The organism is Sphingomonas sp. AAP5, assembly GCF_004354345.1.
GTDB lineage: Bacteria > Pseudomonadota > Alphaproteobacteria > Sphingomonadales > Sphingomonadaceae > Sphingomonas > Sphingomonas glacialis.
This window is the reverse complement of sequence record NZ_CP037916.1, coordinates 20,127-31,551: the sequence shown is the minus strand read 5'-3', so window position 1 is coordinate 31,551 and position 11,425 is coordinate 20,127. Positions and strand designations below refer to the sequence as shown.

18 protein-coding genes are annotated in these 11,425 nt (G+C 62.3%); 4 read left to right on the top strand and 14 right to left on the bottom strand.

Annotation, left to right across the window (positions count from 1 at the left end; all coding sequences use genetic code 11):
- Positions 1-43: 43 nt before the first annotated feature.
- Together E2E30_RS21205 and E2E30_RS20640 are read right to left on the bottom strand one after the other, a co-directional pair.
- Positions 44-334: a ribbon-helix-helix domain-containing protein gene (locus tag E2E30_RS21205; RefSeq protein ID WP_335925480.1), complete on the bottom strand. Its 291-nt coding sequence runs from the start codon at positions 332-334 to the stop codon at positions 44-46.
- A 4-nt stretch (positions 335-338) separates the two neighbouring features.
- Positions 339-986, bottom strand: a complete 648-nt coding sequence (locus tag E2E30_RS20640) for a ParA family protein (RefSeq protein WP_133192537.1) — start codon at positions 984-986, stop codon at positions 339-341.
- Between the two features lie 186 nt (positions 987-1,172).
- Between E2E30_RS20640 and E2E30_RS20635 the strand changes: the two genes are divergently transcribed.
- The 3 genes from E2E30_RS20635 to E2E30_RS20625 all read left to right on the top strand — a co-directional run bounded on the left by E2E30_RS20635 (position 1,173) and on the right by E2E30_RS20625 (position 2,329).
- Entirely contained in the window at positions 1,173-1,499 is a 327-nt protein-coding gene (locus tag E2E30_RS20635; RefSeq protein WP_133192541.1) for a type II toxin-antitoxin system RelE/ParE family toxin, read from the top strand.
- Positions 1,499-1,813, top strand: a complete 315-nt coding sequence (locus tag E2E30_RS20630) for a helix-turn-helix domain-containing transcriptional regulator (RefSeq protein ID WP_133192536.1) — start codon at positions 1,499-1,501, stop codon at positions 1,811-1,813. Before E2E30_RS20635 ends, E2E30_RS20630 begins: the two co-directional genes overlap by 1 nt.
- Before the next feature lie 63 nt (positions 1,814-1,876).
- Positions 1,877-2,329, top strand: coding sequence for a hypothetical protein (locus E2E30_RS20625; RefSeq protein ID WP_133192535.1), 453 nt, complete (start codon positions 1,877-1,879; stop codon positions 2,327-2,329).
- Between the two features lie 75 nt (positions 2,330-2,404).
- Here the strand turns inward: E2E30_RS20625 and E2E30_RS20620 are convergent, their stop codons facing one another.
- Positions 2,405-2,980 carry a recombinase family protein gene (locus E2E30_RS20620; protein ID WP_133192534.1) on the bottom strand — a complete coding sequence of 192 codons (576 nt, stop codon included), beginning with the start codon at positions 2,978-2,980 and terminating at the stop codon, positions 2,405-2,407.
- Between the two features lie 379 nt (positions 2,981-3,359).
- Here E2E30_RS20620 and E2E30_RS20615 point away from each other — a divergent pair, with 379 nt between their 5' ends.
- Positions 3,360-3,629, top strand: a complete 270-nt coding sequence (locus E2E30_RS20615) for a hypothetical protein (RefSeq protein WP_133192533.1) — start codon at positions 3,360-3,362, stop codon at positions 3,627-3,629.
- A gap of 47 nt (positions 3,630-3,676) precedes the next feature.
- Here the strand turns inward: E2E30_RS20615 and E2E30_RS20610 are convergent, their stop codons facing one another.
- The 11 genes from E2E30_RS20610 to E2E30_RS20560 all read right to left on the bottom strand — a co-directional run bounded on the left by E2E30_RS20610 (position 3,677) and on the right by E2E30_RS20560 (position 11,379).
- Positions 3,677-4,363 (bottom strand): ZIP family metal transporter, encoded by a 687-nt coding sequence (locus E2E30_RS20610; RefSeq protein ID WP_133192532.1) that lies wholly within the window; start codon positions 4,361-4,363, stop codon positions 3,677-3,679.
- 10 nt (positions 4,364-4,373) lie between these two features.
- On the bottom strand, positions 4,374-5,342 hold the full coding sequence (locus E2E30_RS20605; RefSeq protein WP_133192531.1) for a cation diffusion facilitator family transporter: 969 nt from the start codon (positions 5,340-5,342) through the stop codon (positions 4,374-4,376).
- Between the two features lie 190 nt (positions 5,343-5,532).
- Entirely contained in the window at positions 5,533-5,946 is a 414-nt protein-coding gene (locus E2E30_RS20600; protein ID WP_133192530.1) for a hypothetical protein, read from the bottom strand.
- Complete coding sequence (gene fliE, locus E2E30_RS20595) at positions 5,943-6,299, bottom strand: flagellar hook-basal body complex protein FliE (protein ID WP_133192529.1); 357 nt, start codon at positions 6,297-6,299, stop codon at positions 5,943-5,945. Before fliE ends, E2E30_RS20600 begins: the two co-directional genes overlap by 4 nt.
- A 59-nt stretch (positions 6,300-6,358) precedes the next feature.
- Complete coding sequence (locus E2E30_RS20590; RefSeq protein WP_133192528.1) at positions 6,359-8,845, bottom strand: heavy metal translocating P-type ATPase; 2,487 nt, start codon at positions 8,843-8,845, stop codon at positions 6,359-6,361.
- A 39-nt stretch (positions 8,846-8,884) separates the two neighbouring features.
- Positions 8,885-9,259, bottom strand: coding sequence for a hypothetical protein (locus E2E30_RS20585; protein WP_133192527.1), 375 nt, complete (start codon positions 9,257-9,259; stop codon positions 8,885-8,887).
- Complete coding sequence (locus E2E30_RS20580; protein ID WP_133192526.1) at positions 9,256-9,816, bottom strand: SRPBCC family protein; 561 nt, start codon at positions 9,814-9,816, stop codon at positions 9,256-9,258. The genes E2E30_RS20585 and E2E30_RS20580 overlap by 4 nt, the downstream gene beginning before the upstream one ends.
- A complete protein-coding gene (locus E2E30_RS20575; protein WP_443018428.1) occupies positions 9,803-10,135 on the bottom strand; it encodes a DUF190 domain-containing protein in 333 nt (110 codons plus the stop codon). The genes E2E30_RS20580 and E2E30_RS20575 overlap by 14 nt, the downstream gene beginning before the upstream one ends.
- A 65-nt stretch (positions 10,136-10,200) precedes the next feature.
- Positions 10,201-10,644: a TFIIB-type zinc ribbon-containing protein gene (locus E2E30_RS20570; RefSeq protein WP_335925479.1), complete on the bottom strand. Its 444-nt coding sequence runs from the start codon at positions 10,642-10,644 to the stop codon at positions 10,201-10,203.
- Positions 10,645-10,696: 52 nt separating this feature from the next.
- The gene (locus E2E30_RS20565) at positions 10,697-10,912 is read right to left on the bottom strand and encodes a hypothetical protein (protein ID WP_133192524.1); all 216 of its coding nucleotides are present in this window, start codon (positions 10,910-10,912) and stop codon (positions 10,697-10,699) included.
- On the bottom strand, positions 10,909-11,379 hold the full coding sequence (locus E2E30_RS20560; protein ID WP_133192523.1) for an MgtC/SapB family protein: 471 nt from the start codon (positions 11,377-11,379) through the stop codon (positions 10,909-10,911). Before E2E30_RS20560 ends, E2E30_RS20565 begins: the two co-directional genes overlap by 4 nt.
- Positions 11,380-11,425 lie beyond the last annotated feature (46 nt).

The following is an 11,425-nucleotide window of genomic DNA, read 5'->3' as shown; positions in this document are numbered from 1 at the left end:
GGTTCAATCCTGCACATTTGCAGGTGTGCATATGTGCACACGTTCAAGCACGTCCGAACTGCTTGTCGGCGTCGTATTTGGCGACCAGCTCGGCGATCGCTTCGGCCAGCAAATCCTGATGGCTGCGGCGCGTCCTCGCCGCCAGCACCCGGAACGCTTCGGCGGTCGGATCGGCGGGATCGAAATAAGCGCCCAAGTGATACTTGCCCGGTCGTTGCCCGCTCGATCGCGACGCGCGCGCGTCTGGCGGAGAGGCTACGCGCTCGGCCGCAACGGATTCCGGCTTCGGTTTCGTGGCGACTGCGGGCGCGAGGAGCGATGATCGTCGTGCCATAATATCAAGCCTTCACATTTGCAGGTGTGCAATTCTGCAATTCATCAAACAGGAACTGGCGAAGCGACGCAATCTCCTGGGCGGCTTTGCCATTGGGTTCGTGCTCGGTCACGCCAAGTCCGTAGGGCCATGCTGCCCGATAGGCGCTGCGCTCCCTGATGACTGCGCGCGCGACCTTTAGCCCGGTATCCTCCGCCAGCGTCTTTGCATCATCCAGCAGCGTCGTTGCTGTGGGCGGGGCCGCATTGAGCACGACAAAGCCGGTCCTGCCGGTGCTGATGATGAGCTGGGCCGTGCGTTTGATCGCGTCCAAGTCGATGAGGGAAGGGCGGCACGGTATCAGCACGAGATCGGCCCGTTGCGCGGCTGCGGCTGCCTCGGCTCCGGCTGCCGGGGGCGTGTCGATGATGGTGAGGTCGAAACCGTTTGCCTCGGCCGCGTCGATCGCTTGGTTCAAGCGGCGCGCGCTGATCGGCTCCACATGGGGTAGCTCGGCTTCGCGGCGCTCGCTCCACGCTGTCGCGCTTTCTTGTGGGTCAAGGTCGAACAGTGCCGTCCTGATGCCTGCCGCTTGCGCCGCAACCGCCAGATTGACCGCAAGCGTCGTTTTACCGACGCCGCCCTTTTGCGCTGCAAGTGTGATTATATGCACGTGTGCACACCTTCAATGTTGATAACGTGATAGTATGCAGAATGGCAGGATCGCACAACCTCTTCTTGTCGGCCGAGGCAGACCCCCGGGTTGGGTGGGCGGGTACAACAACACTGCCGCCTCGGCGGCCCCTTGGGGCGCGTCCAACCCTTGACGATCGGACCAATGGTAACATATATGGAACTGATGGTGCTAAAGGAGTATGAGGACAGGGAAGGGCGAAGCCCGTTCGGACTCTGGTTCACCGCGCTGGATGCGGTAGCGGCCGCAAAGGTGACGGTGGCGCTGAACAAGGTCGAACGTGGCGCGATTTCCAACGTCAAACCGGTGGGAGAGGGCGTCTCCGAATACAGGATCGATTTCGGGCCTGGCTATCGCGTCTATTTCGGCATGGACGGCCAAACCCTCGTTATCCTCCTGAGTGGCGGCACGAAGAAGCGACAGCAGCGTGACATCGACACCGCCAAGTCGCTGTGGGCGGACTACAAGGCGCGGAAGAAAGGAAGATCGTGATGGCTCTCACTCGCAACTTCAAGGACACTGTGCGCGCGCGTGTTCAAGCGGACCCGGCATTTCGCTCGGCGCTCCTCACCGAAGCCGTCAACGCCTTTCTCGTTGGTGACATCGAGACGGGTAAGGCGGTCCTGCGCGACTACATCAAGGCGACGGTGGGTTTCGAGGAACTGGCCGAACGAACCGGAAGGCCATCCAAAAGCCTGATGCGGATGTTCAGCCCGGCGGGCAATCCGGCTGCTGACAATCTGTTTTCGGTCATCAGCACGCTGCAACGCGCATCGGGTGTAACACTGGAAGTTCGCGCCGCGTGATTTGAACCTGAAAGCGGCAACTTTCCGCTTTCGTTCTCATCGGCCATGACTCATAGGATCGTCATGCCGATCGCGCGCGAACATCGCTGGCTCTATCCGATCGACTGGCGCGAGCTGTCGAACCTCATCCGGTTCCGCCGCGCCAAGGGGCGATGCGAGCATTGCCGTCGCCCCCACGGCCGCGATGTGCTGCACTTAGGGAATGGCGTCTGGTGGGACGAGGACGCCGCGACCTGGCGCGACGGGCATGGCAGGGGGCTTCGCCGCCTGCCGTCGCCGGACGAGCTGGCGCGGGCGCAACCGGGTCTCGCCGGCATCGACCCGCCATCCCACTTGCGGGTCACCCGCGTGATCCTCGCCAGCGCGCACCTGAACCACGATCCCGGCGACAACCGGCCGCGAAACCTCGCGGCGCTCTGCCAGCGCTGCCACATGGTCCACGACGCCACTGAACATCGCCGACGCCGTTGGCTCAACGCCTTCCGGCTGCGCGCGATCGGTGATCTGTTCGCCTGACTGCCGGGCTGTAGGACCGGCCCCAAGGGTTGGGTGGGTGGGACAAAGACGCGGCCGTCGATCAACGGCCTCCATCTAGGCCGGTTGGCTGAGCGAGCTGCGCCCGCCGGGGATATGGCGATAGAGCGTCGACGGCTGCACGCCGATTTGCTGCGCGACCTCCTCGACGGTGATGGTCGGATCGGCAAGCATCGCCTTGGCGCGCTTGATCTCGGCCGGCCCCATCGCCGGCTTGCGCCCGCCACGCCGCCCCAAGGCTCGCGCCTGGGCAAGCCCGGCATGGGTGCGCTCCAGGGTCAGCTCGCGCTCGAACTCGGCGACGGCCGCGAAGACGTGGAACACAAGCCGCCCGCCGGGGCTGGTGGTGTCGATCGCCTGGGTGAGCACGCGAAGGCCGATCTCGCGCTTGGCGAGATCTTCGGCCGTCTCGACAAGCTGGCGGACGGAGCGTGCGAGCCGGTCGAGCTTCCACACCGCCAGCGTGTCGCCGGCGCGAAGATAATCGAGCGCTGCCCTCAACTCCGGCCGATCGCGCTGCGCGCCCGATGCCTTTTCGGTGAATACCTTCTCGCACCCGGCTTCGCGGAGCGCATTGAGCTGTAGGGCAGGGGACTGGTCCCTGGTGGACACGCGCGCATAGCCGACGAGCAAAGGGCTTTCTCCGAAAACTCGACACGACCTAGCCGGATTTCGGAAAAGGAAACAAGGGACGGTTTTAGGAAGCTCAACGGGCTGTTTTCGCGACCTCGGCCGCGATCGGCGCGGCTGTCCCGCGAACGACCGTTCGCGGGAGAGGGGCGGCAACGTCGTTCGGTGGTCGGAAGTCGGAAGTCGGGAATACGACGCGGTAGCCCGTAGGCTGAAGCGGACAGCGCACCGTAAGCCGCTTTTTAGTTGAACAACGCAGCATTTCCAACTCCTTGAAGCCGCAGCTCTTGGTTTGCATAAAGACAACCAGCGGCATGAATGCTATCTTGCTACGATGTGGTGCTCCGGGTCTGTCTGTCGAGCAGGAAGCAAGGGGGTCCTGATGACAAAGACAATCGCGGTTTTAGTCTCGCTGCTTGCACTATTTCCTGCTGGTGCCGAAGCGCAGCGTCGGGGAGCCCGCGAAGCTCCGCCCGTCTACTCGCATGTTCCATGCAGCACGCCTGGGGCAAAAGAAGAGCGTCCGATCGACCTGAGCACGCAATCCAGCCCCGCCACCAAGGTCGATCAGCGGGTTAATGGCGACAGGAAAGAAGCTCAGCAACGTGATCGCGTACGCTGCGTCATCGAAGGACCGGTGGGGACCCGATAGCCCGCCGGGTCAATGTCCCCGACGAGTTGCCTTCTGGTGCCCACCTGTCAGCCCAATATCTCCTCGATTAGGAGCAGCCCTAAAAAGCCGACGAAGAACATCGCGCTGATAAGCGGGGTGTCGGGCTTTTCGTGCGCCTCGACCAACAGCTCCTCTGTCACAAGATAGAGCAACGCCATCAGCCCGAAACTCAGAAATCCCGCGATGATGACGGGCGGGAAGGTCGCGACGGGCGTTGCCACTGCCGCACCGATCGGAAGCAACAGCGCAATCCCCATCGTGATCGCGATGATGCGCGCCTTGGAACTGATCGTCTCTCCCAGCTCGGTCGTTACCGTCAGACCAAGAAACAGCACCTCCAACGTCAACGCGATGGTCAAGAGGATGCCAGCCTTTCCACCAGCGACAAACGCAAGACCAAGTACCAGACCGTCGATCAGAATATCGACGGCGACCGCGCCCAGCATCGCGACCGGCCCGCTTGCTCGGCCTTCAAGGGCTTTGAGCGCTAGCATAATTATGATGCCGAGCGCGCCTCCGGTAAAGGTCGCGATTGGGGATGCCTGGTGCATCACCTGTGGCAAGATTTCCGCCGCCGCCGCGGCGAACACCACGCCTGCCGCCAGATGCTGCATGGCGCTCACGAACGCATCGCTTGGCCGCCTGGAGACCGCGAAAAGCGATCCAATCAAAACGGCGAAGACGGGAATTAGGGTGAAGGCAACGGCCTGCATGACTATCCCCTCACACTGTCTGGTCGGATTCGAGTTCGCACGGCGTCGCCGGGTCGGTCTCGATCTGGATGGTGGCGTGATCGATCCCAAACTTCTCCTTCAAGGCTGCGGCGACACGGGCAGTGTAAGTATCGCCCGGATAGCCACCAGGCACTAGCAAGTGGACAGTCAGCGCCGTTTCCGTCGTGCTCATCGGCCAAACGTGCAAGTCGTGAATCTCCTGCACGCCGTCCTGGCCGCGAAGGAAGGTGCCGATCTCTGCGGGGTCAAGGCCCGGGGGTGCTGCCTGAAGGCTCATGTTCACGGAGTCGCGCAATAGGCTCCACGTTCCAATTGCGATCACCGCGACGATTACAAGGCTCGTCACTGGATCGATCCAGGACAGCCCGGTTTTGACGATGAAGAAACCGGCGACGACGACGCCCGCGGACACGGCCGCGTCGGCCGCCATGTGTAGGAACGCGCCCTTGATATTGAGGTCGCCCTTGCGGCCCGACATGAACAGCAACGCCGTCGCGGTATTGATGACGATGCCGACCGCGGCGACGATCATCACCGTGCCGCCCGCGACGGGCGCGGGTTCGGAGAAGCGCCGGATCGCCTCCACCGCGATCACGACGATCGCGACGAGCAGCAACAGCGCATTGAGGAACGCCGCGAGGATCGACGAGCTGCGGAAGCCGTATGTGTAGCGTCCCTTGGGGGTGCGTCGCCCTAGTGTCGCCGCGCCCCACGCGATCAGCAAACCGAGCACATCGCTGAGATTATGTCCCGCGTCCGCCAGCAGCGCCATCGATCCGGCAGCGATGCCATAGCCCGCCTCGATGATAACGAACCCAAGATTGAGGGCCGTTCCGATCGCGAAAGCCTTACCGAAACTCTTAGGGGCGTGGCTATGGCCGTGTCCGCCATGATCGTGCCCGTGGTCGTGTGCGCCACCATGCTCATGGCCGTCGTCGTGTGCGTGCGCTTGGGCCACTATCGTTCTCCGTTTCGCGTAGTCGCCGATGCCCGATAGGGGCCTCGTTTGTTGCACTGGTTACCGAAGACAGTCCGCTCGCTGCCGGCCGCAGGGTGCCGCATAGCCGATAAGAAAGCGTCGCCGAGATGCAGCCACGTGGCACAGATATCAACCTGGATCACTGCGCGTGCTGGAATGATCGTATAGTTCAGCGCCAGCATGATTTTCCCCTGAACCACAGATGCTCGTTGATGCCTTGCCGGTTGATCCGCTCCAGGTGCAGCACGTCCGGCCCGACCGTGACCTCCAACCTTCCATTGACAGAACGGATGCTCGTGCGGGCCGCGGTCAACTTTTCGCGACCTTCGCGCGTTGCGCCGACCACATCGACCTGGAAGGTATCAGCACCCATGCTTGTCACAATCGATGATCCGTCATCACAAGCGAAAACGTGCATTTGCATCTCGGAATTGGGTGGCGATGATTTGTGGTCGTCGCCAACATTGGTTGGTTGGGCCGCTGAGCAGGCACCCACCAGCAACGCGATCAAAACTATCCCTGCACGCGGAACCGAAACGCCTTTCGGCGTCGTCAAATGTGCAGGCGTCTGGAGCTGCGTCATCCGAGCGGCATGCTCATAATATCCCTGTAAGCCGATAGGACCTTGTTCCTGACCTGAAGCGTCGCCTCGAAAGAGACCGAGGCTCGGTTCTGCATCAGCGCAACGGTGGCGATGTCCGTCGTCTCGCCACGCTCGTAGCGCTCGGTGGCTAGATCCTCGGCTTCCTGCGCCTCGTTCACCTTGCCGACGATGCTCTTCAGGGTGTCTCCGAACGTCGCCGGCGTCTCCGTCCGAGGCACGGCCGCAACCCTCCCCGGCGTTGTGTCAGGCGGCGTCAGGCGGTTCAGCGTCTGGCTGCGCGCGAGCATTTGCGCGCGGACGGCAAGGACACCGGAGACGGAGGAATCGGACATCGAAAGTGCTCCTTTCTAGCCTGCGGAGGCCGCATCAAATGGATGTGGCCTCCAGAGCATCAAGCAGTTCGCACCGCAGCAAACCGATCGCGGTAGGCGAGCAGGCGCAATGCGTTCACGACCACGAGCAGTGTCGACCCCTCATGCATGGCGACGGCCGCCCCGATCCCAAGACCAAAAATAGTCGCCGGAACCAGAATCGCGACCACGCCCAAACTGACGAAGACGTTCTGCCGGATGATCGATCGGGTCTGCCGCGACAAGCCGACCGCGAACGGCAGATGGGCCAGATCGTCCGCCATCAGCGCTACGTCGGCAGTCTCCAGCGCGACGTCGGAGCCTGCTGCACCCATAGCAATTCCGACGGTCGCATTCGCCATCGCGGGAGCGTCGTTCACACCGTCGCCGACCATCGCCACCTTGCCGTCACCGCGCAGCTTCTTGATCGCCTCGACCTTGTCTTCCGGCATCAGGTCACCCCACGCCTCGTCGATGCCAACCTCGCGCGCAATAGCCTCGGCAACCGTCTGATTGTCGCCCGAAATCATGATCATCCGCGTGATGCCGAGCGTGCGGAGCGTCGCCAGCGTCGCTTTGGCTGTCGCGCGGGGCGTGTCCATCAGGCCGATAACGCCAAGGTCCACGTCACCACGCCGCACGACCATCGTCGTCCGTCCGCCCGCACGAAGCCGTGCGACCACGGCCATCGTATCTTCTGCCAACGCGGGGATGCCGTCCTTGCCGAACATCTCCGCCTTACCGATCGTGACGGGATCGCCCTCCAGCGTCGCACGGACGCCGCGGCCGGTCAGGCTCTCAAGATCGTTCGCCTGCGGCAGCGCCGCATCGTTCAGGCGCGTCCTGCCGCCCTTGACGATCGCCGCCGCGAGAGGGTGATCGCTCAGTGCCTCCACGGCAACGGCAGTCGCGAGCAGCCGATCCTCGGCGACGCCCGCCATCGGGACGACATCGGTGATCTGTGGCTGGCCCTGGGTCAGCGTGCCCGTCTTGTCGAAAGCGATGGCGCTTAGCGAGCCGAGGTTCTCCAGTGGTCCGCCGCCCTTCACCAGGACGCCACCGCGGGCCGCGCGGGCGACGCCTGACAGGACCGCGCTCGGCGTCGCGATCGCGAGCGCGCAGGGGCTGGCGGCCACGAGGACTGCCATCGAGCGGTAGAAGCTGTCGCGAAACGGTTCGTCGACGACGACCCAGGCAAACAATAACAGGATGGCCAGGCCCAGCACCACGGGCACGAACACACGCTCGAACCGATCGGTCATGCGCTGCGTCGGCGACTTCTGCGTCTCGGCCTCGCTCACCATCTTAACGACTTTGGCCAGCGCGCTGTCAGTCGACAAGCGCGTGACCTCAATTTCGATCGCCCCTCTACCGTTGATCGTGCCGGCGAACACGCGGCTTGTTGCGTCGACGCGGTCGGGATTGGCCCGCGCCTGGCCCGCATCGGCGACCGCAGTCTTGTCTACGGGCATGCTCTCGCCCGTCACCGGCGCTTGATTGATACTGCTGAAGCCAAGCGTCACGAAGCCGTCGGCTGGCAGCCGCGCATTCGGCTTGACCACGACAATGTCGCCAATCACCACGCGGTCCACGGATATTTCGCTGATCCTGTCGGCGCGCCGAACCAATGCCGTTTTCGGCGCCAGTTCGGCCAGTGCTTCGATTGCCCGCTTGGCACGGCCCATCGCATAATGTTCGAGCGCGTGGCCGAAGCTGAACAGGAACAGGAGCAGCGCGCCTTCAGCCCAGGCACCGAGCGCGGCTGCACCCGCCGCGGCGACCAGCATCAGCGTGTCGATCTCGAAACGTCGCATCCGCAGATTGTCGATCGCCTCGCGGACGGTGAAGAAGCCACCCAGCAAATAGGCGATCAGATAGCACGCGAGCGGCAGCCAAGATGGCGCTCCGGCGACTAGCTTCCCGATCGCAAAGCCGACGCCCAGAACGACACCGCAGCCCAATGCAAAAAACAGCTCTGTGTTAGGCCCGAGAAGGCCGCCATGGCTATGGTTGTGCCTCTTATTCCCGGAAACGTGCTCGCCCTGGCCATGATCGTGATTGAAATGATCGCTTTTCGCCTCTGGTTTGAAGGCTGATCGCAGTTCGTCAACGGTCGCCCAGAGCTTCACTTGGTCTGTTTGCTCACGATCGAATTCGACCCACACCAAGCCACTAGCGGTGACGTTTACATCCAAGACGCCAATGATCGTCTTGATCCGTTGGCCAAGCGTCTGAACGCGGTCTTGGGGTATTGGCATATCGATCTCAAACGATGCATAGCCATAATGTGCGTTGATTTTTGCCCCGGCCTCAATGACCTCGTCTCGAATTTTTAATATAGAAAATAGGTCAGGATCATAGTGGACGCACAATTGCGCCGCCCTCATTCCTGTGGCGCCGACGATGTGCGCATGCATTACGCCGTTTCGGCTTTCCAGAGTTCTCACCAAGCGATCGACACAGGCGTCGGCTGCAATTGGCAAGTCCGGCAGAACAAGCGAGACGTCGAGCATTGCGTTTTTAGCCATTGTCATAGCCTTTGCGATTGCTGACTTTTGGGCGATCGGTCACTGGCTCGTAACCTTCCTGCAAATGACCGGACGTTTACGCGCAGCCTCGACTTTGATCTCGTTGCCCGAAAATGTGGCGCTTATGGCGTCACCGACATATTGAAGGCCCTGGGAGGGAGCCGTCAGAACGATTGCCGATGCCCCAGCATCGCGTCGCAGCTCGACCGTGAGGCCCTTGTCCTTGAAATCGACAAGGAGCGTTCGATCATCATCGCACTGGTAAAGGTGCCGACCTGGCTTGCCGCTTGGCACGGCACTGTCGCCAGCGTGAATTTCCTGTTCGGTTGGTGAGCGCTTTTGGGGCTGTTCGGAACAACTCGGCAACATCAGCACGGCGCCTATGCCGGCGACCCCAATCCACAACGGTGTCATTTTTGCCTCCGGATTTTTTTGACACCGTGCCGCGCAGAGGTCGGGCGCAGCTTCGCACCTGACTGTGCCGCCAACCGCCTGAGATAGCGTTCCAGGCTCTGATCCGATGCGACGAGGCTGGCCTCCAGTGTTCGACGCCGCAATGCTATCCAGGGACCACCGAGAAGGCCGGTAAAGCGCATGCTATGTCGCAGACGTGTTCCCGTCGGAGCGTTTTCCAATTCATACGCTTCCTCAAACAGCAACAGCTTGGCCACCCCGGTAGTCCATGCAAACGCGCTGGGTTTTTCGACGCGAATTATCTCGGCTGTCGCCGTGATAGTTTTATCGAGTCCGCCGACGCGAAAGCTGTATGTCGCATCGCCGCCTTCGACAGCATCACCCGCAAGCTGGATGAACGGCTTCCAGTATCGATGATTGGCGAAGTCGGTCAGGGCCGACCAGACGCGGAGCGGAGACGCCTGGAGGATCATGACGTGATCGACTGTTGTCCGCCGGGCGCGCACCTGCTGGCCATCGGGGCTGCTACCGATACTGGCGTCCTCAACCCCTTCCATCGCTCGCGTCCGTATCGGCTAGGAGGTCGACGATCTCCACCGCCTCCAGCGTCATCAGCCCGATCCCCGTCAAATCCCGCAGGTCGGCAATGAAGCTGCGCAGTCGCGTGTCTTCGTCGACGATCTCGATCACCACCGATCGATCGTTTTCGAGGATATGACGTCGGTGCGTATGCGCCGATCGCCCGATCCCGATCATCGCCTCGATCACGGTAGCGCCGCCAAGGTGGGCGTCGCGCGCGCGCTCGGCGATTAACTCGAAGACCTTCCGGTCACCAAAATATGCGTTCTCGTCGCTGTAGACCCGCAGCAGCTTCATCATGGTCATGCCGTCACCTCCTCGGGTGCGCTGGTGGATTGGTTATTTGAAGGGTTGGCCACGATTCAGTGTCCGAACAGCCCGCCGAGGAACCCGCCGCGCTGACCATGCCCTCCGCCACGCTGGCCGCCGTGACCACCGCCGTGCCGGCTTCCGCCATGACGATCGTCGTCATATTCCCGGTAGCCGGGTCCGGGCTGCGCATGACCCGGCGTCGGCTCTGCGCCAGGCGCTTGAGGTACGGTGCCTTCGTAGGCGGCGTTGCGTTCGATGATCTTGTCGAGTTCGCCGCGGTCGAGCCAGACGCCCCGACACTGCGGGCAATAGTCAATCTCGATACCCTGACGGTCGGCGAGCAAGAGATTCACCCGACACGCCGGACAAAGTAGCCCCGGTGCCTGACGCGGAGTAGTGTCCGATGAAGATGGAACTTCTGACATGATGATGTCCTTGAAAGAGTTCGTCAAATAGCGTTGTTGCAAATGCGAGACCTGAAGCGTTCGCGACAACGATGCATCCGCCATTTTCGGGACAGGAAATGGAGAGCGAAGATGGTCCGATTCACCGCCACTTGCCGTGCCTCGTCCGCCACACGTTGAACCCAATGCGCGACAGTCGGCCCGACAACTTGGTCAGTCGAAACGTCACCTGTTGCGGCGCAACATGGGTCTGCATAACCAGGCGCGCTGCGCAGAGCATCAGCTTGCCGCCCATGATCCAGAGGCCTGCGGGCAGCACGGCTTCCCACCCGGTCACGAGACGCGGCAGCGGTGTCATTGGGACGTTTCTGCGGCAGGAGGGGTCGTAGCCGGACATGAAGCCTGCTTGACCGAGCGCGCCGAACGGAGCGTGAGGAAGGTGCTGAGGCTCAGGATCGCGGCGATGTCATAGAGGCCATAGCCAACGGCTGCACCCAGCGCGCCGGTCGCCCACAGGCTTGCCGCGGTCGCCGTACCTGACGCCTTGCTACCTTGCTTCAGAATAGCACCGCCGCCGATGAACCCCACGCCGGTGATCAGACCTTCGAGAATGCGGGCCTGCCCGGGTGATCCGGCGCCGAGGACGCTCACCGCGATCAGCACGAAACTACAGCTCGCGAGCGCCACCAGCGGGAAGGTGCGGATACCCGCACTTCTATCGTCTTGTTCTCGATCCCAGCCGATTGGAAACGCGAGCGCATAGGCGATCGCGAGCGAGACGAGATGTCCTAGCGCCTCCCATGCCTCCGCAGCGTTCAGCGACATGGCGGCCGGGCTCTGACCGACACACCACGCGCCAATGTAGCTGCAT